The organism is Ignavibacteriota bacterium (assembly GCA_016218045.1).
Classification (GTDB): Bacteria; Bacteroidota; Ignavibacteria; order SZUA-365; family SZUA-365; genus JACRFB01.
The window spans coordinates 138,373-164,606 of the sequence record JACRFB010000031.1 but is presented as its reverse complement, the minus strand read 5'-3'; the positions used below and the strand labels follow the sequence as shown (position 1 = coordinate 164,606).

The following is a 26,234-nucleotide window of genomic DNA, read 5'->3' as shown; positions in this document are numbered from 1 at the left end:
GAAAAGCGGAGGGCCCGCGTCGGATTGTTACTGCCCGTCGAAAAGTTCCTGGAGCCCGCGTCGTACCCGGTCGATAATGTCGGCAACATCGGCGCCGTCGAGGGTCGCGCCGGCGGCGTACCGGTGCCCGCCGCCGCCGAAACGCTGCGCGAGCGGCTGTATAGACACGTCCCCGCGCGAACGGAAACTCACCTTCACTCCGCCGGGCATTTCCGTCACGAGCGCGGTGGCCAGAACACCGCGTATCGAGAGTCCGTAATTCACGATGTTCTCGACATCCTCGATCAAGCCATCCGTCGCATCGAGATCCTCTTTTGTGACGGCGAGCAGTGTGGCGCGTCCATCCGCGAGTGAACGGATTCCGGCCAATACGCGCCCCACAAGACGCGTTCTCCTCATGGGATATTCGTCGTAGATCCGCCGGTACACGTCCTGCGGCTGTACACCCGCGTCGAGCAGCTCCGCGGCGATACGAAACACGCGGGATGTTGTCCTTTCAAAACGGAAGGATCCCGTATCGGTGAGAATGCCCGTGTACAGGGCCTCGGCGATGGCGGGGGTCAGACCCTCCTCCGCTTCGATGAGATCGAAAAGGATTTCAGCGGTCGCACACGCGTCGGACCGAAGGCAGTAGCCATCGGCAAACGGCCGCGGGTCGAGGTGATGATCGATAACAAGGATGCGGATGCCCGCGGATGCGGCCACGTCTGCAATGCGGCCCATGCGTGAAGGGGCGTTCATGTCGACGGCCACGAGCAGATCAGCGCTGCCGAACAGTGCGTCGTGCTGCGCCGGATCGTATTCCTCTATGCCCGCGCCGTCGCGCAAAAAGTGCAGGTTCTCGGGTATCGGCCAATCGACCAGGACGCGCGCCTGCGTGCCCCGTGCGCGGAGAAACAAGGCGAGGGCGCCCGCGCTTCCAAGTGCATCTCCGTCGGGATTCAGATGTGTGGTGATCAACACCGATGCCGCGCCGCGTAATTCCTCGCGCAGGTCGGCAAGCGTCAGCATCGGAATCGAGTCGCCTCCGCGCATGTTACTCCAACTCCGCGAGTTCTTCGGTGAGCAACTGCTTCATGTGAAGCTCGGCGTACTCGCCGCCGAGCGCCACGAGCTGCTCGTGCGTGCCGCTTTCCACAACCGTCCCGTCACGGAGCACGATGATGCGGTCTGCGTGTTTGACTGTGGAGATGCGGTGGCTGATGATGATGCTCGTGCGCTCGCGCATCACCTCGCGGAGACGTCCGAGGATCTCCTCCTCCGTGTGTGTGTCCACCGCCGAAAGCGCGTCGTCGAGAATGAGTATCGCGGGCTTGCGGAGCACGGCTCGGGCCAGACTCACACGCTGTTTCTGTCCGCCCGAAAGCGTGATGCCGCGTTCGCCAAGCACGGTCCCATATCCTTGCGGGAAATCGCGCACATCCTTGTCGATGCGCGACACCCCGGCGGCCCAGGTGACGTCATCCTCCGTCGCGCCGTCGACGCCGTAGGCGATGTTCTCGCGTATGCTTTCGGAGAAGAGGAAGGTTTCCTGCGTGACATACGCGATGTGCCTGCGCAGCACGGCGAGGGGGATGTCGCGCACATCGCGTCCATCGATGGTCAGCGACCCGCCCGTGACATCGTACAGCCGCGGGATGAGGTTTACGAGTGTGCTCTTGCCGCTGCCGGTGTGCCCGATCACCGCGAGAGTCGTCCCACGCGGAATATCGAGATCGATCGAACGGAGCACGTCGCCCGCAGCGTCGTTGTAGCGGAAGCGTACGCCGCGAAATTCGATGCGGCCCTCGAGCGTGCTGATTGTGAGATCCGTGCGATCGGTGTCGCGGATTTCCGGCTCCTCGCTCAATATCTTGTCGATGCGTTTCATGGACGCCGATGCGCGCTGCACGAGGGAAATGACCCATCCCACGGCGATCATCGGCCAGATCAGCATCGATACATACATCATGAACTGGGTCAGTTCCCCGAGGGAAAGATCGCCGAAGGCCACCTGCAGACCGCCGTACCACACGACGACTATCACCGACAGTCCGATCAGCATCATCAACAGCGGCATGAAGAACGACTGGACACGCGCCATGCGCATGTTCTTCTCCATGTACAGTCGGCTCAATTCGTCGAAGCGCGCGATCTCGTGCTCCTCGCGGAGGTACGATTTTACGACGCGGATTCCGGAGATGGATTCCTGTGCGCGTGTAGTGACCACGGAGTAGTGCGACTGTATGTCCTCGAAGCGTTTGTGAATCAGCGTGCCGAGGCGGTTCACCGCAAAAGACACAAACGGCAGCGGCAGCAGCGCGTAGAGCGTGAGCAGGGGGTGTATGCTCAGGAGCAGCGCGAGCACAATCACAAAGGTGAAGAAGGTCTCGACACTGTACATCACCGCCGGACCCACAAACATGCGCACCGCGGCGATGTCGTTTGTGGAATGCGCCATGATGTCGCCCGTCGGCGTGTTCTGGAAATAGCGCAGCGAGAGTTGCTCGATGTGCCGCATGAAGTCGTTGCGCATGTCGTTCTCGATGCGCCGCGACGCCACGATGATGGTGCGCCTCTGCAGAAACAGGAACACGCCGCTGACGGCCGACGCGAGCAGCACGTACAAGGCGTATCGCACGAGGTCGTCGGTCGTACCCCCCGCCTTGATGGCGTCGATGGCTGCGCGGATAAGCGCCGGCGCAAGTACCGCGAAACACACGGACAGGACGATCGACACAATGCCCAGCGCTATCGTGCCGCGATGACGCCGGAAGTAGGGTAAAAGACGGAGCAGGGATTTCAAAGATGGTTCTTTCGCGAATGGGTGACTGCTACATAACGCCGGAAAGCCGTTCGATGATTCCCGGGACCTCGTCCCAACTCCACGCCACCGCCTGCGCGCGTGTGGGGGCATCGCCGTTAAAGGACATGGCGCCCGGGTCACCCCGGAAAAGTATGGCCTGCATACCCGCATCCAGTGCGCCGTCGATGTCCGTTCGTTCGATGTCGCCGATATGCACCGCGTCGCCGGCATCCGCCCCGAGGGCTGATAGTGCCGTCGTGAAGGCCTTGAGATGCGGTTTCGATACGCCGGTCTCGTCCGAGAACACCATGGTGCTGAAATGCCGCGCGACATCGTGATGTTCGAGCACCGCGCGAAGAACGCGTCCGGGAGAAAAGGCAGTATCGGAAATAACGGCCAGGCGGCGTGTGGCCGCAAGCCGTTCGAGCGCGTCGGCGGCGCCCGGCAGCAGCGCGGGCATTCCCAGCAGGATACTGTCCTCGAACACGGTGACCACGCGCGCATGTTCGTCGGCCGCGACAGACACATTCAGAAACGCCCACAGCGCCGCCACGCTTTCATCCGCGCTCGGTGTACGTTTTTCATCGAACCATGTGCGCTCGAAGGCCGCGTAGATGTGTTTCATGCCTGCGGCAAGGAGATCATCGTCCCACGCCACCCGGTGTGTGTGCAGCAAGTCGCGCAGCGCTGCATTGCGCGCGCGGCGCCGCGCCTCGCCGTTCGAAGTGTCGACGAGTGTGTTCCAGAAATCGATGGTGACTGCGCGTATCATGCGCCGGCGTCCGAGCGGCTGAGAATCCCGGCGATCAACCGATACTCTCGAAGCCGGTGTAGCGGCGCAGCGCCTCGGGTACACGTATCGTTCCGTCGGCCTGTTGATTGTTTTCGAGCAGGGCCACCATCAGCCGCGATGTTGCAAGTCCTGAACCGTTGAGTGTGTGCACGAATTCGGGTTTGCTCTGTGCATCCCGCTTGAAGCGAATCATTGCGCGCCGCGCCTGGAAGTCCTCGAAGCACGAGCACGATGACGCCTCGAGCCATTTGTTTTCGCCGGGCGACCACACTTCGATGTCGTATGTCTTCGCCGAGGCGAAGCTCATGTCGCCCGTGCACAGCAGCAGCACGCGGTACGGCACGTTGAGTTTCTGCAGTATATCCTCGGCGTCGGCGACGAGCGATTCGAGTTCGTCGTACGATGTCTCGGGCGTCGTGAATTTCACCATCTCGACCTTGTTGAACTGATGCACACGGAGGAATCCCTTGGTCTCCTTCCCGTACGATCCCGCCTCGCGACGGAAACACGCGGAATACCCGCAGAACTTGATCGGAAGCTGCGCGCCCTGCAGCACTTCGTCGCGGTAGATGTTTGTGAGCGGCACTTCGGCGGTGGGAATGAGGTACAGGTCCTCGTCGACGCAGCGGTACATGTCGTCGCTCATCTTCGGGAGCTGCCCCGTGCCGCGCATCGAGGCGGCGTTCACAACAAAGGGCGGGAACACCTCGGTGTAGCCGTGCTCGGCGAGATGCAGGTCCAGCATGAAATTGATGAGCGCGCGCTCGAGTGTCGCGCCCTTGCCGGTGTACAGCGGGAAGCCGCTGCCGCTGAGCTTGGTGCCGCGCTCGAAATCGAGCATCGCGTGTTTTTTGCCGAGTTCAATGTGGTCCAGCACGGGCGCAGGTGTCTCGGCGTTTAATCCGACTGTCCCCTCGGGCACCCAGCGACGTACTTCCACGTTGTCGGCGGCGCTGCTGCCCACCGGCACGCTCTCGTGCGGCATGTTCGGAATGTACAGGACGAGGTCGTCGATACCGCTCTCGGTGTCGCGCAGTTCGGTATCGAGTTCGGCGATACGATCCGATACACCTTTCATCTCTGCGATAAGAGCGTCGGCGTCTTCCTTCGCCTTCTTGAGACGCGCGATTTCCTGGGACACGGTATTGCGACGGCTCTTGAGTCCTTCGACTTCACCGATGATGGTCCGCCGGCGCAGGTCCAGTGCGAGGACTTCGTCGAGACGGTCCTTTTCGTTCTTCCGTGTTATTCCCGTGCGGATGGCGTCCGGATTCTCCCGGATGCGTTTCATGTCGAGCATGTTCGATGTCCTTCTAGTCTCAAAATCTGCAACTCGGTAAGATACAGCGGACGGCTCGAAGAGAAAAGGCGCGGACCCGCGCGGCTTCAGCGCGATGCGCCGGGAAGCAGGTCCAGATGCTGCGCACCGTGTTTGTACTGACGCCGAAGGCGCAGAAGTCCCTGCGACACGTCGCTGAGCCGGTACCGAAACTCCGACTCGAATTTGAGCGTGACAAAGGTGCTGCACAGCGGACGGTTCGCCGCCTGCCCGATGTCGATCGAGGTGGTTTCGCCTATCAGCGCCGGATCGAAATCGAACGTGCTGGCGATGCGCCGCGCAAAGGTGTAGCGGTCGATGGATTCGGGTCCGGACACATGGTACAGACCGGTCGCGCGGCTTTCACTGATCTTCAGCAGCGCGTACGCGAGATCGTCGACCAGCGTGGGATTGCCGATCTGATCGGTCACGACGCGGAACGCCGTCTTTTTCTCGAGCATCGCAAGGACCCAGGCCACGAAGTTCGTGCGCACGTTGAAGCCCGTGCCGTAGAGCACCTGCGTGCGCACCACCACACCGGGCACTCCGCTGGAAGCCAGCGCGTTTTCGGCCGCGAGCTTGGATTTGCCGTAATAGCTCAACGGATTCGGCCGCGAGGTTTCGCCGTAGGCGATGTCTTTCCCGTCGAAGACGTAGTCGGTGGACAGTTGAACGATACGGCACGAATCGAGGCGACGCGCGGAGATAAGCAGGTTCTTCAAACCGTCCACATTGAGCCGCCAGCATTGCTCGCGGTCGGTTTCACATCCGTCGACGTCGGTCATCGCCGCGGTGTTGATGATGACGTCGGGTTTGTACTGCGTGACGAGACTCTTGACGTCGCCGCGTTGTGTGATATCGAGCTGTTGATATTCGAAGCGCGGATTTGTAAAAAAGGTCTCGGAGGCGAGATCCGTCAGAAGCAGTGTGTGATCGGACTCCTGCGCAAAGACCACGGCGATTTTCTGACCGAGCAGTCCATGCGCGCCGGTGATGAGAATTTTCATGCGTGCTCCTGCACAATGTGCGAAAGGCCCGCCATGCCTTCTGATCCGCGCAGCGTGGCGACAAACGCGCCCGCGCGCGCGGCGCGGGACGCGGCCTCAGTGGCCGGAAGGCCCTTCGCGAGAAAGTACGCCAATGTCGACCCGAACGTATCACCGCAGCCGGTGGAGTCGACAACGGTGTCGAGCGGTACAGGTGCGATGTGTGTCTGTCCTTCGGCGGTGAAGAGTGTCGCGCCGCGCTCGCCGCGTGTGACCACAAGCAGGCGCGGTCCGCTCCCTTCGAACAGGGCGTCGGCCCGCGCGCGTTCGTCTCCTTCGACAGGCACAAAGGCGGCAAGTTCCCTCTCGTTGCACTGCAGCACGTCGGCCGTCGCCGCCCAGCGCCGCCAATCCTGCACGGGATGTGTCGCCCGGTGTCCGTCCCTGCCGACACGGTACGCGATCATGTGGAGGTCGAGGTAGATGAGGCAGCGTGTGGCGGCACGCAGAGACTCGGCGGTGTCGAGCGTGAGGTCCTCGCCGGTCATGAAGTTGATATACACGAGATCGCAGCCGTCGAGATGCGGGGCAAAACGCTCGAAGGGAATGGGGCCGAGACTGCGCACGAGCTGTGTGTTGTACTGCGCCTGCGCGTCGTGGAAGAGACGCACACGGGTTGTTGCGTCGGACACTTTCCAGATACCGCGCGTGTCCAGGCACGGAAACTCGCCCACCGCCCGCTGGAAGGAATCCCATGCGTCGGCTCCGGCCGGAAAACATGGGTATACCACATCCGATGTGGTGGAAATGGCGCCGAAGGCCGACACCGGGAAGTGAATGCCGCCGAAGCTCTCGATGACGGGACCGTTGTACGGATGTATTTCGTCCAGGACAAGATGCCCGAGAATCAGGATTTTCATTGCCCCTGCTTCGACGGTTCCGGCGCCTGCAGTGCGCGCTCCAGCTCGCGGATGCGCGCCTCGCGTTTGTCGAGTTCCGCGGTGCGTGCGCGTAATTCGCGCATGATCTTCTGATACGCGGGCGTCGGCGCGGGCGCGGTGTCGATGTCGTCACCGCCGAAGACGCGCCCAAGCAGCCAGTGCTGCCGCATAGCGTAGATGCTCTGGGTCAGTTGATTGGCGGCGTTGCCCGCGTCGTATGCGACGTCGTTGAACGAACCGACGAGCGTGACAAGTGAGTCGTATAGCTTGCGGTCGGTCAACAGCGCCCCGGCGGTGCCGCGGCCATTGTTGAGATTTTCGAGCAGTACGGCAAGCTCGCGGGTCGCGTCGTTCACGGTGCCGAGTGTGCTGTCGGAGCGCTGCACAAGACCGTCGACGTTTTTTGTGACACGCTGCAGGATGTCGGTCAAACGCACAAGTTGTGAGGTCGCGATTGTCAGTCCGCTGTCTACCTTGCCCGTGATGCCCGCGAGGTCCGCGTACAGCGCGTCGTCGCGCAGCAGACGGCCCAGGAATCCATCACCGTTGTTCAGGCGCACAAGCAGAGTTTTGATCTCGCTCGCGATGATCTTGGAGGTGTCGGTGATGGCGGACACGTTGTCGGCGAGTCCTGTCAGTGCAAACGGGGGCACGCCCTGGATGAAGTCGTTGTTCCCCACCGACGGGAGTGCGGGCGACCCGATGATCAGGTTGATGATTTTGTTCCCGACGAGGCCTTCCTGTTTGATCTCGGCCTTTGTGTCGGCCTTAATGAAGGGCCGCACCGATTCGTCAAGGCGTAATTCGAGCCGCACCGAGTCGGCATCCTCCGACAGACTGATGTCGGTGACGGAACCAACCGTGTAGCCGGAGAGAACCACATAACTGCCCGGCTTCACACCCTCGGCGCTCGAGAAATTGACGAGCACGGTGAAGGTGGAACTGAACATCTGCGTCTTCTCGCCGACGAGAAAGATGGCCACAACAAACGTGATCACACCCACAAAGATGAGGAAGCCGACGCGCGCGCGCGATAGCTGCTGTTTCATACTGCCGCCTGGAAGAAGGAACGTACCAATGGATCGTCGTTGTGTTTCAGGTCTTCATACCCGCCCGAATGGGTGAAGATACCGTCCTCGAGAATGTAGATGGTGTCGGCCACGATGCGCGCGCATTCGAGATCGTGCGTCACGGTGATCGACGAGATGCCGAAACGCTGTTCGAGGTCGAGGATAAGCTCGCTGATTTCGCGCGCCGTCATCGGATCGAGTCCCGCGGTCGGTTCGTCGTACAGCACCATGTCGGGCCGCGTGATGATGGCGCGTGCGAGACCGATACGTTTTTTCATGCCGCCGCTCAATTCCGAGGGCATTTTGTCGACGGCGTCCTCGAGACCGACAAGCTCGAGCTGCTGCATGACACGGTCGGTGATCTCGGCCTCGCTCATGGAGGCGTGTTTCCGCAGGGGAAATTCGAGATTCTCGCGCACGGTCATCGAGTCGTACAGCGCCGCGTACTGAAACACGTAACCGATGTTTTTTCTGATGCGGTTCAGGTCGCGCACGCCCATGCCGATAACCTCTTCGCCACGCACCCGAATACTGCCGCCCTCGGGCGTGAGCAAGCCGACGATACTCTTCAGCAGCACGCTTTTGCCGATGCCGCTTCTGCCCAGTATCACCTCACTCGAACCCGTGTCCACACGCATCGAGACGCCGCGCAGCACATGGTGGTCGTCGAAGGATTTGCGCACGTCGCGCACGTCGATCATCGGGATGTCGTTCATCAGGACCCGAAAAAAATAAGTGTCAGTTGAATGATCACCATGTCGACAAAGATGATGTTGAGCGAGGCGAGCACCACCGATGTGGTCGCAGCGCGACCCACGCCCTCGGTGCCGCGCGTGGTGTTGAAGCCCTCATACGCGCCGATGAGTCCGATGATGTACCCGAACACGGCCGTCTTGCCCACACCGGGCACGAGGTCGAGGAATTTGATGGATGAGATCGTTTCGGAGAAGTACAGTTGGAACGTGGAGTTCGAGGCCAGCGCTTCGGCGAGGAAGCCGCCGAAAATTGCGAGAAAATCGACATACGCCGTTAGCAGCGGCAGCATGATTATGCAGGCCACGATGCGCGTCACAACAAGGTAGTTGAACGGATCGACGGCCGAAACCTCGAGCGCGTCGATCTGCTCGGTCACCTTCATCGAGCCCAGCTCGGCGCCGATGCCCGACGAGACGCGGCCCGCGACAATCAACGCGGTTATCACCGGACCAAGTTCACGCACTATGGTCAGCGCGATCATTGCCGGAAGAAAGGAGCCGGCGCCGAAACGGTCGAGCGTGGGGCGTGACTGCAGCGCGAGAATCAGTCCCATGATGAGACCCACGACGGTGAGCAACGGAATCGACTTGGCTCCGAGTTCGTCCATGTGCTTCCGGATTTCACCGAGTTCATACGGCGGCCGGAAGACGTAGCGGAAGAACCGCATGCCGAACATCGTGATGCCGTACACCTCTTCCATAGCGCGCACGGCGCGCCGATAGTACAACTCAACGAGTGAGGCGAGTGCGCTGGGAATCAAAGGAAGCATTCGTGTGTGATCGAGACTGTCAACAAAGCTAGGACGCCGGGCAGCGAATTGCAAAGGAAACACTGCGTCGACGCCCGCACTCGATGGCGGAATCCACCGCCGGTCCGCTCTCGGAAAGGCCAACCGCGCGGCGATGTGACACGTGGGTACTACCGCTCAGAGTCCTCCCATTCCTCGAAGTCGGTCTCCATCAGTTTGGAGATCTCCTCGTCGGAGGTCAAGGGCACATCGCTCTCCTCATCAGCGGCGTCGAAGGCACGTTCGCTGGGCTGCTGACCCTTGCGCTTTGCAGCCGCCTTGGCGACGGTGAGCGGATCGGTGAAACCGTACACCGGCACGTCCATGGTGCGCCGCGGAGCACTCTTTGTGAGAGCGAACATTTTTTCCTGGGTGTCCGCACCGAGATACTCCTCGCCGCAATGGGAACACACGCCGGCTGGAACGTCCTCGAATACCGTGAGCGTGTCGCCGATCCAGGTCTCGACGCGGATGTGGCGTTCCTCGACGGCGCTGCCGCAGTAGGAGCAGGAACTGTAACGTCGCGATGTCATTCTTCGTCCGCTTCTTGTTTTGGTGGCGCGGGGGGCTTGCGATGGAACAGGCCGACGAGGCGGACGGTAGTCCCGTCGCCCGTCTGCACACAGACGATATCGTGCCTCCGCGTTGTGTCGCGTGTTCCGAGCGCGCATGCAAAATCAGGGTACGCGAGCACGTCCTCGTTCTTTATCTCCGAGATGGTCAGGGAGGTGACGAGGTCCGTGACCGCGTATCCGTCGCGGGTGAGACGCTTGAACATCTTTCGCGTCAGTTCGACGCGCCCCTCTTTCGCGAGGCGGCGCACGCGTGCTTCGTTCATGGGGATGGGTTTCCTGTCAGAGGTTGCCGCGGCGGTCCTGCTCACGTTCGATGGATTCGAACAACGCCTTGAAATTGCCCTTGCCAAAGCTCTCGCCGCCCTTGCGCTGGATGATTTCGATGAAAAGCGTCGGCCGGTCTTCGACGGGCTTGGTGAACAACTGCAGCATGTAGCCCTTGTCGTCGCGGTCCACCAGTATGCCGAGCGGCGCGAGCTGCGCAACGTCCTCGTCGATGGGCCCGACACGGTCGAGCAGGCCGTCGTAATAGGATGCGGGCGTGTCGAGGAATTCCACGCCCTGCGCGCGCAAGCGTGTGATGGTGTCGACGATGTTGTCGGTGATCATCGCGATGTGCTGCACGCCGGGCCCGTTGTTGAACTGGACGTACTCCTCGATCTGCGACTTCTTCTTGCCTTCCGCCGGTTCGTTGATCGGGAATTTGATCCATTTGTTGTCGTTCGACACCACCGTGGAGCGGAGCGCGGAGTACTCGGTCGAAATGTCCTTGTCGTCGAACGACACGAAACGCGCGAATCCGAATACGTCGTTGTAGAACTTCACGGTCTTGTCCATCTCGTCCCATCCCACATTCCCCACCACGTGATCGACGTAGCGGAGCCCGACGGGACGCGCGATCGGATCCGCAGCGACGGGGGTGAAGCCCGGAAGGAACGGACCGGCATACGCGCTCTTGTCGACAAAGGTGTGAACGGTATCGCCATACGTGGCAACAGTCGCGTAGGTGACCGTGCCGTGCTCATCGGATTCGATGTACGGTTCGGCGATCGAGCGGGCACCCCGGGCTATGGTCTCGGTGTATGCCGCTCGGGCATCCGGACATTCAAACGCCACGTCGCGCACGCCGTCGCCGTGTTTGACGAGGAAGGGTGTGATGGTCCCGTCTTCCGTGAGCGGCGTCGTAAGGATGAGGCGGATGCGGTCCTGCTGCAGCGCGTACGAGACTTTACCGCGCACGCCGGTTTCCGGTCCGCGGTATCCCACCAGCGTAAATCCAAAGGCGTAGCGGTAGTAATACGCCGACTGCTTGGCGTTGCCGCAGAAAAGCTCGAGGTGGTGAACGGCGCGCAAGCCGAGCGCGTTCTGGGTCTGGTCTGTCGATTCGCGATGCATGATATGGTGGCTCCGTGAGTTGCTGGATCGTGCCGCTGCCCCTCCCCGCCGCTTACACGTGCCGTGAGCGGATCGGTTCGCCGAGCGGGATGTCAGAATGCTGGAAAGATACGGAATACGCGCAAAAACGCGAAAATCAGCGGGGCCGGTACGACGCTTTTTTTCGCCTGTCGCGCGGATGGAGCCAGTCTTTGTGAAAATGGGGACATCCGTAACAGACGGCATTGTGCGGAACGGGATGCAGGCAGCGTCCGTCGGGAAGTGTGCGCTCCGTTGCACCGGTCAAAAGACACGGCACCACGCGCAGCGACGTATCACCCACCGCGGTTTTTGTGGCGATATAGACCACGTGATTCGACAAGGTCGGGAACATGGAGGCGAAGCGTGTTTGCCAGAAACGCAGCAGCGGAATTTTAAAGCAGGATCCGGTGCGTGTCTCGATGCCGAACCATGGCGACAAAAGCTGCGCGAGTGAAACGTGCGAGTAATGCGCCACATGTCCGTAGCGGCTGAATTCGATCGTCGAAACAAACCCTTCCTCTCCGACTTTCCGGAACAGCTTGTCCGTTCCAAGGAACGTGGCCAGGCGGTTGCCGAGGCAGTAGATATTGGGCGTTGTGATGACGAGCCGGCCACCCGGAGCCAGAATGCGGGCGAATTCGGACACAACCTCCTGCGGGAACGTGATGTGCTCGATGACCTCGGTGAATATCACCATATCGAAGACGGCATCGTCGAGCGGCATGCGCTGCGCGTGTTCGGTCGTGTCGGCCAGTTCGTGGAGGTTGAAGAGGTGCGGGCGGACGTCGGATGGGAAGCGCTCGAGCACCGAGGGAAGATAGTCGAGCACGTGCAGTTCCACGTCGATCCCCTGTGTCTGCGCGACCTCGCGCAGATGGTTGATCAGCGACCCGGTTCCGGGTCCGACATCAAGGATGCGCATGCCGGGTCGCAGCAGCGGTTCCACGAGGCGTTTCACCACCTCGATGTTTTCTCCCGCGTCGTACGACGCCTGCAGTGTGGCTTTTATCTTCGCGAGCATGGGTCTTTCGACGTGTGAATCAGAAACACCAGAATGGACAAAATATGCCGCGAAGCTTTCAGAATGAAGCGGACCGGCTGAAGATACTACTGACCGGCGACAGGCGTTTGTACATGCACCGACACGGTGCGGCAATAGAACCGTCCTTCGGGCAGCGCGTTGTCGTAGAGATCCGGCGCTTCGCCGATACCGCGGGCCTCGAGCGATTGATACACGGGGCTCTGCAGAAGCAGAATTTTTTTAACGTTGTCGGCACGCGCCGCGGACAGTTCTGCATTGTGCTGTTCCTCTCCGAGCCGGTCGGTGGAACCGGTGATCAGCACTGTCGATTGGGGGGTAATCGCCTCGGCGACAAAACGCTGTATCATGCGCTGATTCATCGGCAGAATGTCCGCGCGATCGAAATCAAAGACAATCAGGCTCAGGCGTCCGATCTCGAAGGAGTTCTGTTTTTTTCTGACGGGGATCTGCAGTTCCGAACTTCCCGTCGCTCCGTTCCCGTCGGTCACCGAAAGAGTCGCGACGAGTGGAATGTTATCGCGCACCTGCGCGGCGAGTGTGTCGCCAAGATTCCACTCGAGCGCCGCTGGAGGCGTGCCAGATCCTGCGAACTCCGCGACGGGCCGCCCGCCCTGCGTCACACGCAGCAGCCACTGCATGATTCCGGCGTTGCCCTCGCCGGCCAGCGTCATGGTCACGGTGGGCGGAGTGATCTTGAACTCGCTGAACCGTTCATGCACGACGGGCCGGAACAGCTCTGGCGATGTCGAGATGATGTCGACACGCCTGTTTTCCTCGTCGCCCTCGGCGTAGGCCTGGCTCGTCGGTATCGGGGGAAGCCGCTGTGTCGCGAGCACGAGCCGCTTCGAATCGATGCGCCAGACGTCGATGAGATAGGTGGCCACCGCGCGTGCGCGCGCCATTGCCAGCGACGTGTCGCCGCGTTCCTCGTCCTTGTCGTCGGTCGAACCGATGAGCGTGATGCGCGCGGTTGGATTCTCACACATCCGCGATCCGATGATGTCGAGGATGTGGTAGTAGATGTCGAGCGTCTTGCGGGGCAGATGCTGTTCGGAGAAGGAGTCCGCCTCTCCCGCTGTCGACCTGCGGTACTTGTCCGGCAACTTCGCCGATGCCCTTTCGAAAAAGAGGTATGGCAGAATCGGGAAGGTCTCCGTCACAAACGTCTCCGTAATGTCGACTGCGACATCGGTGGCCGTCTCGAGCCGCGCTATCGGCGGCGCGGGAGGCGCGGGCGGAGGAGGAGGTGGTGGTGGCGGCGGCGGGGGCGGTGGCGGCGCCTCGACGGGCGGAGACCAGGTGACACTCACGCCGGCGCGCGCGTGTGCGATTTTCCAGGCAGGCCCCGCTGCAGCGTCGGTCAGCGGATGTGTGTACACGATTTCGGGCGACACTTCCACATCGCCGCGCAATGGTATCGAATACCCTATACCCCCTGCAATCGCGGTACGGAGTTTTGTGTCGGCAATCTCCCCTTCCCCGTTCGACCGCCGCACCTGATAACCGGGAAACAGCGCTCCCGCGGGTGAAAGTATGCGCTCGTCCTGTGCGTAGCGCGCGCGAAACAGCGGGGCACCGACACTGATGCCCGCGGTGAGATACAGCGGCACGGAGAGCGGCATGACCTTGAACGCTGCCTCCACAAGGCCGTAATCGAGCTGCACCGTCTTTGTGTACTCGCGCACAAGCGGAGCAAATTCATTGTTGTTGCCGGTCGGCACGATGATGCCATTGTCGCATATGGTGCGCAATGTGCCGCCGAGCTGCGCCCAGCTTACACGCGTCGTTCCGCGCAGCCAGGGCAGCAATTCGGCCTCAGCCACCAGTCCGGCGGTCCCGCCGGACCCGCGTCCGTATGTGAAACTCCCACACCCTTCCGACAACGGCAGCACATCCTGCCGTGTGTTGTGCCACGCGTATCCGTATCCCGCATGTACTCCGAGATGCCAGCGCGGCTGCGCGGCGAGGTGCCCCGCGCCGATTATACAAATAACTGCGGCGAGGGCGAGGCGATGCGGCGCGCCCAAAATCGCGGAATGTCTCCCAATGCGTGTGTGTGTCATAGGTGCAGTGGCGCGTGATTACTGCGTGACGAGCATAGTGCGTGTCGCGGTGAAGTTGGCTGTTGTCATGACAAGGTTGTACAGGCCGCTTGCAATACCGGTGGCGTCGAACACAAGCTGGTAACGTCCGTGTTGATACGGCGCATCGGTGAGCACCGCGGCAAGGCGGCCCCGTGTGTCGCGCACCTCGATGCGTACCTGTGTGTCCTCGAGTGTTTCGAAGACAACGGTGGTGCGCGTGCGAAAGGGATTGGGGAAGTTCTGCGCCAGTTCATAGCGGTTCGCGCTGGTGACGATGCGCTGCACGCCGCAGCGCGGATTTATGGTGACGGTGCGAATGCACCCGTCGCCGAACAGCGCTATGAAGAAGGTCGAATCCGACGCGAAGTCGATGCTGTCGGTGCGCAGGAAAAAGCGCATGGAATCGGATGCGGCTACACGAAAACTGATGTATCCGATCGGTCCCGCGCCGACATTCTGATTCCCTCGCAGCGAGATTTTTACTCCTTCGGTACGAAGGGTATCGCGCGCTGCAATCCGTGTGTAGACGGGCTCGAAGCCAAGATACTGCAGTGCGCGGCGGTGGTATTGCACCACAAGATCGATGTCGAGCGGATTCTGCGGTATGCTGCGGTTCAGGGTCACGGGCAGTCGAAGCACCTGACCGATTTCGCCCACAATCGTGGTGTCCACGCAGATTGTGGTGAGCCAGGGCGGCGTGTAGCCCTCGCCCGAAATGCTGATCGAGGTATCGCGCTCGACGCAGCCCACACGCGTGACAAGCCGCACCTTCGCAGTGTACGTGACCGCTGCCCGCGGCAGGAAACCGAAGTTCAGCGACACACGCTGACGCGGCGCGATGACAAGCGGCAACGACCCGCTGTAGGAAAACACGCCCTGATCGGGCAGGAACGATACGGAGTCGATGTACAGCGTTTCGAGGTAACTCGGATTCTGGAAGGCGACGGGCGCCGGGGCCGCGGCGACACGCACGGGTGTTGCGGGAAACACAACGGCCGTGCGGTTCGGGATGAACTGCAGAATCCGCCCGCCAACAAGATTGATGGTGAACGTCTGCTGCCCGAGCCGTGTGGTTGCGGCGATGTGGAGCTGTGCCTGCGACTGTACCGAGGGCGAACGGTCGGGATGATACACGACATCGATGCTGTCCGCAAAGCGCGGGGGTGTCGCACGCGGCGGCGTTCCGCTGAAGGTGCGCCCCCGCCATTCAAACGCCGCGGCGTCCGGGCCGGTTAGCCAGATGGAATCGACTGTGATTGGGACGCTGCCGTCGTTGACAAGGCCGATGACGCGCACCACGCTGTCGCAGCGGCTGACTTCGGAGAAAACGACAGTGGACCACGGCACAAACAGCGGCACGATAATGCCGCGTCCCGTGAGATCGCCGGTGCAGCGCGTTGTGCACGGATCGGTGGACGTGGCCGTGATGGTTCCGGAGTACACGATGTTTGTTGCGGGCGCAAATTGCACGCCCACGAGCATCGTGTCGCGATAGCCAAGCACGGAACCAACCGGTGGCACCGCCGATACAACACTGAATCCGGGAGGCAACGGCGGAATCGATTCAACACGGACGGGTGTGGGACTCGGATTTGTCAGTTTCAGTATCCGGGTCTGGCTCGTGCCTACTTCCACATCGCCGTAATTCGTCATGCCGTCGATGGTGAGTTTCGGTTCGATGTTTGTGCCCGTCAGCATCATGCGCAGGATGCCGTCAGGTCCGTCGGTGTCGAATACGAGGTCCGCGCGTTCGGTAAGGAAATCGGGGGCGCCGTCGGGGCAATACTGCACCGCGTAGCGCCGCTGCGCTCCCGCGGAGAGAATCTCTCCCGGCACGGGCACCGGAGCGATAAGTGTGAATTTCGTGGAACCCGCGATGGTCACGGACCGCAGTGTCACTGGTCCGCCCGTGGCGTTGGTGACGGTCACTGTGTCGACGCGGCAGCGGCAGTTGATCACGTTGCCGCTCTGCACGTATGGCGGTTCGAATACCAGCGTCCCGAAGACGCCGTTGCCGACCAGCACCACCTTCGTGATGGTCTGACATCCCACATCCTGAAAACACAACGTGTCGCGGTATGCCTGTGCGCCGAGCGGACGGAAAGTAACCGCGACGGGTTGCGCCGCAGCGGGTGCAAGCGAGAAGCGGCTGCCTCCCGCAAGCGAAAACACGCGGCCGGAGGAGAGGTATACAAAGATGTCGCGCGTGTCGATCCCGTCGTTGCGCAGCGTGACCGGTAATGTGGCGCTGCGGCCGACTGTCACAGTGCCGAAGTTCACGAGTGTGTCGTTCGCGGCAAGTCGCAGGTCGATGATACGTCCGCGCAACGGTATGCTGCGGTACACGGTGCATCCGCGGAATGCGATGCGCACTCGAGCCGTGTCGGTATAGACGCCTTCGACATTCGAACGGAAACGGATGTACATGCGGTACGACTGTCCCGGCCTCGCCGTGAAAGGCATCGCGGTCGGCGTGCTGAAAGCGGCGTTCGTGAACTCGATCGTTTCAACCGTAAAGTTCTCACCTGACGTGTTGCGCAGGAAAAATTCCTCGGCGAGGTTCAGCGAGCGGCGGCACGGAATGCCGGGCCGGTCGAAATCGATGGACGAAATGGTGAGGCGCGCAATGTTCACACTGCGTCCCGATACGGGGATCAGACCGCTGCCCGGGCAGGGATCGTCGGAGATGACGCGCAGCGTGTCGGTGAATGTTCCGGTGTCGGAAGGTTCAAAACGGAGAAGGATGTCGCGGCATTCACCCGGCGCCAGCACCGCGGGCGCGGTCCATCCCGAAGGCAGCGCGGTGAACGCGCCGTTGGTGAAAGTGAATCCGCCGACGGTCAACGGCCCGCTGCCGGCATTGCAGAGACGCAGTGTGGTGTCGGATCTCTTTGCGTTCTCGCAGCCAAAAAGTGTGTCGAACACGACGCGGGGCATCGACGGCGCAAGCCGTGTTGCGCGGACAATATCGACCGGTATCACAACAGGCGCGTCACAGCCGTTGAGCGGTGTGACAACGACCTGAGCGCGTATGAGTCCGGAGATGCGCAAGTTCGTCCGCACCGGGACCAGCACCGGGGTGTTCTGCGACAGCGTCAACGAGGTCGCACCGAGGGAGAACGACCCCGCGTCTGGTCCGGCTAGCGCGAGTGACACACGCTGGCCGCAGGCCGACGTATCGGTGATGGTCACGTTCAACACGGTGTCGGAAATGCACCCGAGCGGCAGGGAAAACGCCGACGGAGTAATAAAGATGCTCGGCGGCACGGAGCGTGTTGCCGGACGGAAGTCGGCCGCACCGCGCCGGTTGCCGCGGCCGTTGAAACGCGAGGCGTCGCAGAGCACGTCGCCCGCGCCTTCATTCAGGCGGAAATACAGGATCAGCCCCGGTTCACTGCCGCGAAGCGCGGCGTGGCGCTGACAACGGAGTTCATCATCCGGTATTATGCGATTCCAGATGCGGAATTCGTCCACCGTTCCTTCCAGCGTTCTGAAGCGCGCGGGATCGTTCGATTGTCCGTTGAAGCTCGCGATCTGAAGATAGCTGATGGTGGATCGGATGCCGCGCAACGGATACTCGCTGTTTCTGCCGCGCGCCACGAGGCGGCCGTCGATGTACAGACGCGCCTCCTGCGTGCCGCCGTCCCACATCGCCGCAATGTGTATCCATGTGTTGTACAACATCGGCGCCTTCACCAGCGTGTTGTCGAAGGGACCGAATCCCGTCGAGTCGTTACTGAGTTCGAAGGCGAGCGAGTCGGTCGCGTCGATGTAGAGCAGCCATTTGTCATCGCGGTCGGTGCGCGGTCCCCATACGCCCGCCAGCGCCTGCATCACGCCCGGGCGCCGCACAACCAGGGCCCACATCTCGACGGTCATGGCGTGTGTGGTCTCGATGCTGTTGAGCGTCGGCGTGTTGAAGACGTCCACATAGTCGAGATCTCCGCCCGGGAAGTACAGGGCATTCCCGATGCAGGATTTGTCGATATCACAGGTCGACTGCGCGCGCAGCAGCGGCGCGGCCGAGACTATCATGGCGGCAAGAACTACGGCGCGGCGCAGGCCGCTGTGTGCAAGGACAGGCATGTCACCGCACAAGAAGTGTGCGTGTCACCTGCTGCCCGTCGACGCGGAGCTGATAGAAGTACGCACCAGGAGCCGCGTCGCGGAACGACACCGGCACACGATGCCGGCCCGCCTCGTAGCGGCCACGCGCGGCGACGGCGACTTGCCTGCCCGTCGCGTCATAGACGAGAAGTTCGACGGGCGCGGCGCGGCCGAGAATAAAACCCAGCGTGGTCTCGCCGGATGCGGCAACGGGATTCGGATGATTCTGCAGCAGCTCGAACTCGCGCACCGCGGACGGATCGGCCGCGCCGCTCGAGGAACGGATCAGCGGCAGCGGAATGAAGCGGCCATTGAGGAGCTGTGTCACATCGTCCTTCGGGACGTCGAACCAGTGCTCGAGCAGTTCCGAATAGATTTGCCTGTACTCGAAGGTGTACACGAGATCGCCGCTCGAATCCGTCACGTCGAAATCCGGATCCGCGCCCAGCACGCCGCTGTTCACCGGCTCGCCGAAGACGAACTGCACCGACGCCGTGCCGTGATCGGTGCCGCTGCTTCCGTTCTCGTGCGTGCGTCTGCCGAATTCCGACATGGTCAATCCGACCACGTTCTTCGAGAGCCCCTGATTCTGCAGGTCGAGAATGAACTGCTCCGCCGCGTCGGAGACGGATTTGAGCAGACTGGCATGACCGCCGAGCTGATTGCTGTGTGTGTCGAAGCCGCCGAGATACACCATGAACACGCGCGATTTGAGTCCACCCGAGATCAGGCGGGCAACAAGACGGAGCTGCTGGGCGAGTCCGCCGGACGCGTACGTGCCGACGTTGCGCCCCGCGTTGAACGCGTCGTTCACGCGCTGCGAGTAGGTATCGCTCTGTTCCTTGATCGCGCGGATGAAGAGATATTCATCGCCGTAAGGCGTGCCCGACGGCACTGCTTCGTCGATCACGTTGCGCCCGAGTTTGAAAAATATGTCGGGATCGGCCAGCGTGATGCCCATGTTCCCCTTGCGGCTCTGCAGCATCAGCGACAGTGTTCCGCCGATCTGCACCGCGAAGGGATCCGGCGGCAGTTGCAGCGGGAAGGTAGGATATGTGGCCTCGAGCCAGCGGCCCAGCCATCCAGTGTGCAGCACCTCGGCCGCGCCCGACCCTGTGAGCCAGATGTCCTGCGAGCGGAAATGCGACCTGTTGGCGTTCTCGTAGCCCACACCCTGCACCGCGGCGAGTTTGCCCGACTCGAACAGATTCCGCATGCCGGTCATCTGGGGATGAAATCCCATGGTCGGATTGGCGATCTTCAGCACCTGCGCGGGAGGAATGCCTATCGTCGGGCGCCTCTCGTAGTAGCGCGAATCGGTGAACGGCACGAAGGCGTTGAGCCCGTCGTTGCCGCCGAACATCTGTATGACGACGAGGATGTTGTCGTTCTGCGCCCAGGCCTCGGGCCGGTGCGCGCGCAGCGAGCCTGCGTGTACGGGAATGCCGCCGAATACGAGAGGAACCGAGGCCACGCCCGCCGAGGCGAGAAGAGACTGCTTCACAAAGTCGCGACGTTTCATGGATTGGCTCCGCTCAATGAAGTTGGAAATCCGGGGCGGACACGATGCGCACGAGCATGTTTCGGACGTTCAGCTCCGAATTTGGCGCGTCGATGTTCCATTCGTACACGGGCGCGCCGCCCAGCATGGTCTGCAGGTACCCAGCCCGGCGTGCGGTCGATACTTTCACGGGCAGCAGCAGCGTGAGGATCTCGTCGAGCAGCTTTTCGGCGTCGCGGTAGTTGTCGAATTGTTTGATCCACGCCACGGCGTCGACAGGCGTCTGCGAGCCGCCGCCCGGATACTGCCCGGTGATAAAACGCTCGGCGATGGATTTCCGCAGTGGATACGTCGTGGTGCTGATCCAGGTCCGGTACCCCTCCCATCCCGCCACGTTCGGCGGATCCAGAAGGTTCTGCTCGATGGCACGCATGTCGTCGGCGAGCCTGCCCCCTCCGGGATGTGCGGCGAACTGGCGGGCAAGTCCGACGGAAAACACCGCGGGACTCTTGATCATCGCGCCGATATTCACGGTGTCAAAAAAATGCGCGCTCTTGAGCAGCGTTTCGACCACTATTTTGAGGTCGTAATTGTTCGAACGTAATAACGCGGCAAGTTCGTCGACGATGGCCCCGTCGACCTGGGACGGGTTGTTGTACACAAAGGCGAGATACAGTTTGCGGCAGATGAACCGCGCGACGGCCGCATCCTCGAAGATGATGTCGACCACGTCGTCGCCCTCGAAGCGCCCGTCCAGGGATGAACGCCCGACTATTGTGCGGCCCATGAAGGTCTTGTTGCCCGAGTCGTGGTACAGCGGATTAAAGGTCGCGTCGAGGGATGTGAATTCGTCGAGCCGCCAGCCGGTAAGGCAGCGCGCCGCCTCTTTGATATCCTGCTCCGTGTAATGTCCCTCGCCCATCGAGAACAGCTCCATCAGCTCGCGCGCGTAATTCTCGTTGGGATTTCCGCCCGTGTTGATTTCGCCGTCGAGGTAGCGGAGCATCGCGGGATCGTGGTTCACCTCTTTCATGAAGTCCCGGAAATTGCCGAGCGCGAATACGCGGAACAGTACATTCTGTTGATAGAGGTACTGCGGCACCTTTACCACCGCGCTCTCGCTCGTGATATGCCCGTGCCAGAACAACGTCATCTTCTCGATGATGTTCGTGCCGCTCGCCACCATGAGGTCGGCCCACCAGGCGCGCAAGGATTGAGTCAGCGACTTGTTGTGCGCCTCGTAGGCGTCCTTCTCCGGCTGCGTCGTGGGCCGGTTGAAAATTTCGTTGACCCACGATGCGGGCGCGGGCGGCTCGGTCGGCGCCTCGAGAAGACGATCCACCAGCTCTGTCGGCTGCATGGTCAGCGCCTCGCGCACCGCGGCGTAGGTCGGCAGGTATGTCGCGCGGCGCAGCAGATGTGATGCACGCAGGGCGTCCCACGGCTCGGAAGGCGTGGGATTCCAGGGTTCAAGACCGGCCAGTGTCCGGCGCGAGGAGCCGTACAGCATGGGCGGGAGCGCGCGCCGTCCGCTTCGGGACTGCGCCGGGGTGTCGGTAATCGAGGACATTGCTCACCGGGTAATTATGGATACCGTCTGACCGAATATAGGTCGCCGGACACCCGCGTGGCAAGGCGATTACTGCACCCTGCAGTTTTTTCTTACAACAGCGCGGCTACACGCCGCCCTTCGCCCACAGCTCGGCGATCTGCACCGCATTCAGCGCGGCGCCCTTGCGCAGGTTGTCGGACACGATCCACATCGCAAGGCCGTTTGCCACGCTCTCGTCACGCCGGACGCGGCCGACAAACACCTCATCACGTCCGTCGGCATGTGTCGCCAGCGGATACGCGCTGTTCTGCGGATCGTCGACGAGAAACACGCCGGGCGCTCGCTCGAGAATCTCGCGCACCGCGCGGATATCGTAGGGCTTGTCGAACTCGACGTTCACGGATTCGCTGTGGCAGTTCGCGACGGGCACGCGCACGCAGGTGGGAGCGACCTTGATGAGCGGATCGCCGAGAATCTTGCGTGTCTCGTCGATCATCTTGTACTCTTCCTTCGTGTAGCCGTCGCTGTAAAACATCGCCACCTGCGGCAACGCGTTCGAGAGTATGGCGTGCGGGAAGGGCGGATTTTCAACGGGCAGCCGCGCCATCTCGTGCGAGAGCTGCGCCATCCCGCGCTGTCCCGCGCCGCTCACGGCCTGATATGTGGAGACGACGATGCGGCGGATATGGAATGCATCGTGCAGCGGCTTGAGCGCGACAACAAGCTGTATGGTGGAACAATTGGGATTCGCGATGATACGCTCGTGCGCCGCGTGCATCGCGCGGGGATTCACCTCCGGCACCACCAGCGGCACGCGCGGATGCATGCGGTATTCACTGCTGTTGTCGATCACCACCTTGCAATGTTTTGCCGCCACCGGCACCCATGCCTTGCTCACGTCGCCGCCCGCCGCAAAAAACGCTATCTCGGCGTGAACAAATGCCGCCTCGCTCAGTTCCACAACCTTGGGGCGATGATCCTTGTACATGATTTCCATCCCTGTGGATCGGGCGCTTGCAACGGGCACTATCCTGTCCACCGGAAAGGAGCGCTGTTCCAGAACCTCGAGTATTTTCCGGCCGACCAATCCGGTCGCGCCTACCACGACGACGTCGTACAGATTCATAGGTTCCTCCGGGGATTGTCAGAAATCTGCGCCGAGCGAAAAATAATACGTGGGTGTCGAAAATCCGGATCCGAGGTACGACCAGCCGACATCAAAACGAAGGGGGAAGCCGAGGAACCACATGCGCGTCCCGAAGCCGGTTCCAACAAGAAGATCCTCGTTGACGATCCCGCCGTTCTCGTCCCTCCCGAATCCCTTGAACTTCGAGAAGTCGTTCATCGCGGTGCCCACATCCACAAACACCGCCGTGTTGATCGACTGCAGGATGTAAGGCAGCACGCCGCCGAGGAAATACTTCACCAGCGGAAAGCGCAATTCCGCATTGCCGAGCAGCACCTTAGTCGCGATGCGTGCCGCGTAGTTGTATCCGCGCAGCGGCAGCACCGGTGTGAGGAAGGCAAAATCGTCGACGTCGTCTATGGGCACGCGCCCCGTCTCGAACGTGCGGTTGATCCAGTTTTCGGTGCCGCCGATAAAGAAGCTCTGCGGATTGCGTCCGAAACTCGCCCCTGCCGCACCTCGGAAGACCACGGAAAAATCGTCCCAGAACTTGGTGTACGTGCGGTAATCACCAAAGAGCGAAAAGAACTCGAGGGAATTCGAACCGACCGCAGGACTCCCCGTGAAGCGGATTTCGTAGCGCGAACCGCGGACGGGCGACCAGGTGCCCCAGAGACTGTTGTCATGCACGTATGCTATTTCCGGCAGCACGATCCAGCGCTTGGTGATCGGGATGCCGGGCGTCTCGAGATTCTCGCGTGAAATGTTGATGAGGCCGAGTCCGCCTTCTATCCTGTTGAACTTGTCGAGGGCGTACACGCCGATAATGGAACCGCCGAACTGGCTGTAGCGGTATATGTCCTCGGTCACGATCGCGGTGGTGTCGTCGATGGGCTGTACAGTGGGTGCGAAGAGGAAACGCGCCGTCTGATACGCCGAGAACCCCCAGTCGATGCGCCCGGGCAGATAGTAGTAGGCGATGGCGAGGTCGCTGTTCTTCAACTCGCCGTTGAAGTTTCCCTGCAGCATGATCTGATGATTGCCGAGCATGTCGCTGAAGGAAACGGCGGCAGTGCCGAGTACGCCGTAAAATGTGTTGTAACCGCCGTTGCCGTAGACAAAATCAGGGGAGAAGCTGATCTTGTATTTGTTCACCACATAGTCGCCCTTCTCGTCGATGTTTTTCTTCAATGCAAAACGGTCGGGCTTTTTCTTGTCGTCAAGCACCCGTTCACCGGGCCTGAACGTCAAGCGCCCTCCCTGTGATGCAACCGCGTTTGTGTCTCGTTCGCCTTGCTGCAGGCCGAGTGAAATGGAGATGTCGCCGTACGACTTCTGGTCGGACGAGTCCGATCCGGCCACACGGACAGGCGCCGCGGAGTCGGCCTGCGCCCCGCGCATCGCGGCTGCACGATCCAGCTCGAGGCGACGGAAAAATTCCGTGCGCTCGAGTGCCGGCAATGCGGGCAGGTCGAAGGGCGATTTGAGCAGGAACACATCGAAGCCCGCCTCGTAGAGGGAGGCAAACGCGAGCTTGTTGCCGTCGCGCGAGAGCGAAAGCTGGTACACGCCGGACATCGAATTGGTGATCGGATACTCCTGGCCCGTCTTCAGATTGCGCAGGTAAATGTTGTTGATGCCGTTCATGTCGGAGATGAAGAGCATGCGCGTGCCGTCGGGATGCATAACAGGGTAGGACTCGCCCGCGCGCGGCGTGTCGGTGATGCGCGTGATCCTGGCTCCCGCGACACCGACGGCGTACACGTCGGTCTGCGAGTAATCGTGCTGCGATATATCGATGTCGGCCGACACACCGTCACCGGAAAGAAATGCTCCACGATCCGAAACGAAATACACCGTCGTGCCGTCCGGCGACCAGGAAGGCTGTGCGTCCGAGAAAATGTCGTTTGTGAGATTCGTCGCCTGTTTCGCGGCGAGGTCGTACACCCAGATGTCGGACTGCCGCGCGGAATTTCCCACAAACGCGATCTTGTCGCCCTTGGGGGACCAGGAGACCGAGAAGATGCCGTCCATATGTACGTCGAGTCGCGTGCGGTCGCCGGTCTTCATGTCGATGACGAAGATCGCGTCGTCGGCGCCCGCCTTCACCGCGAGAGCGACCGACGCACCGTCGGGCGACCATGTCAGTCCGGGCGTGAGCAGATGCAGTTCCTCGAAGTCGGCAGTCGTCTGCCCCTCCACAAGGTGCTGGATGTCCCCACCGTCCGTGGCCGACATCGTGTACACGCTGAAGTAATCGTCGCGGTCCGAAATAAAAGCGATCCTGTCACCCGCGGGCGATATCGCAGGACTCGTGTTGTAGAAGTTCTTCAGTTTCGTGTGATTCGTCAGCCGCTTGGCGTAGTCCTCCACCATCACCCGTTTCGCGACATCGGGATAATACAGGACCTTCTGCTCCTTTGTCCAGCGTTCCGACAATTCCTCCACGGTCAGGCCGATGGTGGATTTGAAGCCTTGGTCCAGGTTGCGTGTTGAGCGGACGCGATTCAATATCTCCCCGACCTTCTGCTTCCCGTATTTCTCGGCGATGTACCACCAGACGGATTGGCCGCCGCGGTACGCGAAATAGCCGCCGAGTCCGCGTATGGGCGGGAGATAATTGCTGGTGGTCGCGTCGCGCAGGAACATGTCGGAATTGGTGTCCCACCCGCCGCGCGCCGTGTACTCGGCGAGTCCCTCGTTGAACCACAAAGGCAACTGCAGGCGAATGCTGTTCTCGATGATGGATTGGATGGATCCGCCGTAGAACATCTCGTTGATCACGGCGTGCACCAGTTCGTGGTGGATCACATGCCGGAACTGCTCGTACGATCCTTCGAACGGGACAACAACACGATTCTTGAACAGCTCCGTGACCCCCCCGATGCCCTCCTCGAGATACTCGTCGATGGCGTTTGTCTGTTGGAAATCGTTGTGCGAGTTGTACACGAGCAGGGGGATGCGATTGCTGATCTGATACCGGAACGTTTCCTGAATCTGCTGCAGGGCCGCCTCCGCCGCATTCGCGGTGAAGCGCGCCAGATGCTCGCCGTCCTTCGTGAAATAGACGTCGAAGTGGCTCGACTGGATATAATACCACTCGAAGGGCGCGTACTGCACCTTGTTCTTGCCGAAATACTGCGCCGACGCGTCGGGCGCGGCCGCGAGCAGTGCCGCAAGGAGGAGGACTGGAAGTATGAGTGGACGCATGAAGCCGCGGAATGTTCGTGAATGAATGCTGTATCCCGGCGGTGCGGACTTCACGCGGTAGCAGACACCGCCTCGTATCGTGTGCCCCTGCCGCGGGCGCCGCACCGGCAAAACATCCGGATTGGGTGACGCGGAAAACTAACGCGGGAATGAGGCCGAATCAAGGGACAATCCCGTCATCTTCC

At 61.3% G+C, this 26,234-nt stretch carries 19 protein-coding genes; all 19 read right to left on the bottom strand.

Annotated elements, in window-relative coordinates; translation table 11 throughout:
* Positions 1-27: 27 nt before the first annotated feature.
* The 19 genes from HY962_08910 to HY962_08820 all read right to left on the bottom strand — a co-directional run bounded on the left by HY962_08910 (position 28) and on the right by HY962_08820 (position 26,049).
* On the bottom strand, positions 28-1,035 hold the full coding sequence (locus tag HY962_08910; GenBank protein ID MBI5647043.1) for a bifunctional oligoribonuclease/PAP phosphatase NrnA: 1,008 nt from the start codon (positions 1,033-1,035) through the stop codon (positions 28-30).
* Between the two features lies 1 nt (position 1,036).
* Positions 1,037-2,896: an ABC transporter ATP-binding protein gene (locus HY962_08905; protein ID MBI5647042.1), complete on the bottom strand. Its 1,860-nt coding sequence runs from the start codon at positions 2,894-2,896 to the stop codon at positions 1,037-1,039.
* The gene (locus tag HY962_08900) at positions 2,814-3,557 is read right to left on the bottom strand and encodes an HAD family hydrolase (protein MBI5647041.1); all 744 of its coding nucleotides are present in this window, start codon (positions 3,555-3,557) and stop codon (positions 2,814-2,816) included. Before HY962_08900 ends, HY962_08905 begins: the two co-directional genes overlap by 83 nt.
* A 34-nt stretch (positions 3,558-3,591) precedes the next feature.
* Positions 3,592-4,878, bottom strand: a complete 1,287-nt coding sequence (serS, locus tag HY962_08895) for a serine--tRNA ligase (protein ID MBI5647040.1) — start codon at positions 4,876-4,878, stop codon at positions 3,592-3,594.
* Between the two features lie 86 nt (positions 4,879-4,964).
* Positions 4,965-5,903, bottom strand: a complete 939-nt coding sequence (locus tag HY962_08890; protein ID MBI5647039.1) for an NAD(P)-dependent oxidoreductase — start codon at positions 5,901-5,903, stop codon at positions 4,965-4,967.
* The gene (locus HY962_08885; GenBank protein ID MBI5647038.1) at positions 5,900-6,802 is read right to left on the bottom strand and encodes a carbohydrate kinase family protein; all 903 of its coding nucleotides are present in this window, start codon (positions 6,800-6,802) and stop codon (positions 5,900-5,902) included. The genes HY962_08890 and HY962_08885 overlap by 4 nt, the downstream gene beginning before the upstream one ends.
* Positions 6,799-7,872, bottom strand: a complete 1,074-nt coding sequence (locus HY962_08880; GenBank protein ID MBI5647037.1) for an MCE family protein — start codon at positions 7,870-7,872, stop codon at positions 6,799-6,801. Before HY962_08880 ends, HY962_08885 begins: the two co-directional genes overlap by 4 nt.
* Positions 7,869-8,609, bottom strand: coding sequence for an ATP-binding cassette domain-containing protein (locus HY962_08875; protein ID MBI5647036.1), 741 nt, complete (start codon positions 8,607-8,609; stop codon positions 7,869-7,871). The genes HY962_08880 and HY962_08875 overlap by 4 nt, the downstream gene beginning before the upstream one ends.
* Positions 8,609-9,349 carry an ABC transporter permease gene (locus HY962_08870; GenBank protein ID MBI5647035.1) on the bottom strand — a complete coding sequence of 247 codons (741 nt, stop codon included), beginning with the start codon at positions 9,347-9,349 and terminating at the stop codon, positions 8,609-8,611. The genes HY962_08875 and HY962_08870 overlap by 1 nt, the downstream gene beginning before the upstream one ends.
* 218 nt (positions 9,350-9,567) lie before the next feature.
* A complete protein-coding gene (locus HY962_08865) occupies positions 9,568-9,969 on the bottom strand; it encodes a type II toxin-antitoxin system MqsA family antitoxin (GenBank protein ID MBI5647034.1) in 402 nt (133 codons plus the stop codon).
* The gene (locus HY962_08860) at positions 9,966-10,274 is read right to left on the bottom strand and encodes a hypothetical protein (GenBank protein MBI5647033.1); all 309 of its coding nucleotides are present in this window, start codon (positions 10,272-10,274) and stop codon (positions 9,966-9,968) included. Before HY962_08860 ends, HY962_08865 begins: the two co-directional genes overlap by 4 nt.
* A gap of 16 nt (positions 10,275-10,290) precedes the next feature.
* Positions 10,291-11,406: a 4-hydroxyphenylpyruvate dioxygenase gene (hppD, locus tag HY962_08855; protein ID MBI5647032.1), complete on the bottom strand. Its 1,116-nt coding sequence runs from the start codon at positions 11,404-11,406 to the stop codon at positions 10,291-10,293.
* Between the two features lie 136 nt (positions 11,407-11,542).
* Positions 11,543-12,448, bottom strand: a complete 906-nt coding sequence (locus tag HY962_08850) for a class I SAM-dependent methyltransferase (GenBank protein ID MBI5647031.1) — start codon at positions 12,446-12,448, stop codon at positions 11,543-11,545.
* 86 nt (positions 12,449-12,534) lie between these two features.
* Entirely contained in the window at positions 12,535-14,532 is a 1,998-nt protein-coding gene (locus HY962_08845) for an OmpA family protein (protein ID MBI5647030.1), read from the bottom strand.
* An 18-nt stretch (positions 14,533-14,550) separates the two neighbouring features.
* Entirely contained in the window at positions 14,551-18,639 is a 4,089-nt protein-coding gene (locus HY962_08840) for a choice-of-anchor D domain-containing protein (GenBank protein ID MBI5647029.1), read from the bottom strand.
* A 1-nt stretch (position 18,640) separates the two neighbouring features.
* Positions 18,641-20,182: a DUF1501 domain-containing protein gene (locus tag HY962_08835; GenBank protein MBI5647028.1), complete on the bottom strand. Its 1,542-nt coding sequence runs from the start codon at positions 20,180-20,182 to the stop codon at positions 18,641-18,643.
* A gap of 13 nt (positions 20,183-20,195) precedes the next feature.
* Positions 20,196-21,731: a DUF1800 domain-containing protein gene (locus HY962_08830; GenBank protein ID MBI5647027.1), complete on the bottom strand. Its 1,536-nt coding sequence runs from the start codon at positions 21,729-21,731 to the stop codon at positions 20,196-20,198.
* Between the two features lie 106 nt (positions 21,732-21,837).
* Positions 21,838-22,839 carry an aspartate-semialdehyde dehydrogenase gene (locus HY962_08825; protein ID MBI5647026.1) on the bottom strand — a complete coding sequence of 334 codons (1,002 nt, stop codon included), beginning with the start codon at positions 22,837-22,839 and terminating at the stop codon, positions 21,838-21,840.
* Positions 22,840-22,857: 18 nt separating this feature from the next.
* On the bottom strand, positions 22,858-26,049 hold the full coding sequence (locus tag HY962_08820) for a PD40 domain-containing protein (GenBank protein ID MBI5647025.1): 3,192 nt from the start codon (positions 26,047-26,049) through the stop codon (positions 22,858-22,860).
* Between the last annotated feature and the right edge of the window lie 185 nt (positions 26,050-26,234).

Bases quoted from the DNA above. Each gene is read 5' to 3' on its own strand.
- HY962_08890 (MBI5647039.1), bottom strand. From the start codon at position 5,903: ATGAAAATTCTCATCACCGGCGCGCATGGACTGCTCGGTCAGAAAATC.
- HY962_08905 (MBI5647042.1), bottom strand. From the start codon at position 2,896: ATGCCCCCACACGCGCGCAGGCGGTGGCGTGGAGTTGGGACGAGGTCC.
- HY962_08860 (MBI5647033.1), bottom strand. From the start codon at position 10,274: ATGAACGAAGCACGCGTGCGCCGCCTCGCGAAAGAGGGGCGCGTCGAA.
- HY962_08900 (MBI5647041.1), bottom strand. From the start codon at position 3,557: ATGATACGCGCAGTCACCATCGATTTCTGGAACACACTCGTCGACACT.
- HY962_08845 (MBI5647030.1), bottom strand. From the start codon at position 14,532: ATGACACACACACGCATTGGGAGACATTCCGCGATTTTGGGCGCGCCG.
- HY962_08820 (MBI5647025.1), bottom strand. From the start codon at position 26,049: ATGCGTCCACTCATACTTCCAGTCCTCCTCCTTGCGGCACTGCTCGCG.
- serS (MBI5647040.1), bottom strand. From the start codon at position 4,878: ATGCTCGACATGAAACGCATCCGGGAGAATCCGGACGCCATCCGCACG.
- HY962_08825 (MBI5647026.1), bottom strand. From the start codon at position 22,839: ATGAATCTGTACGACGTCGTCGTGGTAGGCGCGACCGGATTGGTCGGC.
- HY962_08885 (MBI5647038.1), bottom strand. From the start codon at position 6,802: ATGAAAATCCTGATTCTCGGGCATCTTGTCCTGGACGAAATACATCCG.
- HY962_08880 (MBI5647037.1), bottom strand. From the start codon at position 7,872: ATGAAACAGCAGCTATCGCGCGCGCGCGTCGGCTTCCTCATCTTTGTG.
- HY962_08835 (MBI5647028.1), bottom strand. From the start codon at position 20,182: ATGAAACGTCGCGACTTTGTGAAGCAGTCTCTTCTCGCCTCGGCGGGC.
- HY962_08875 (MBI5647036.1), bottom strand. From the start codon at position 8,609: ATGAACGACATCCCGATGATCGACGTGCGCGACGTGCGCAAATCCTTC.
- HY962_08850 (MBI5647031.1), bottom strand. From the start codon at position 12,448: ATGCTCGCGAAGATAAAAGCCACACTGCAGGCGTCGTACGACGCGGGA.
- HY962_08865 (MBI5647034.1), bottom strand. From the start codon at position 9,969: ATGACATCGCGACGTTACAGTTCCTGCTCCTACTGCGGCAGCGCCGTC.
- HY962_08910 (MBI5647043.1), bottom strand. From the start codon at position 1,035: ATGCGCGGAGGCGACTCGATTCCGATGCTGACGCTTGCCGACCTGCGC.
- HY962_08840 (MBI5647029.1), bottom strand. From the start codon at position 18,639: ATGCCTGTCCTTGCACACAGCGGCCTGCGCCGCGCCGTAGTTCTTGCC.
- hppD (MBI5647032.1), bottom strand. From the start codon at position 11,406: ATGCATCGCGAATCGACAGACCAGACCCAGAACGCGCTCGGCTTGCGC.
- HY962_08830 (MBI5647027.1), bottom strand. From the start codon at position 21,731: ATGTCCTCGATTACCGACACCCCGGCGCAGTCCCGAAGCGGACGGCGC.
- HY962_08870 (MBI5647035.1), bottom strand. From the start codon at position 9,349: ATGGAAGAGGTGTACGGCATCACGATGTTCGGCATGCGGTTCTTCCGC.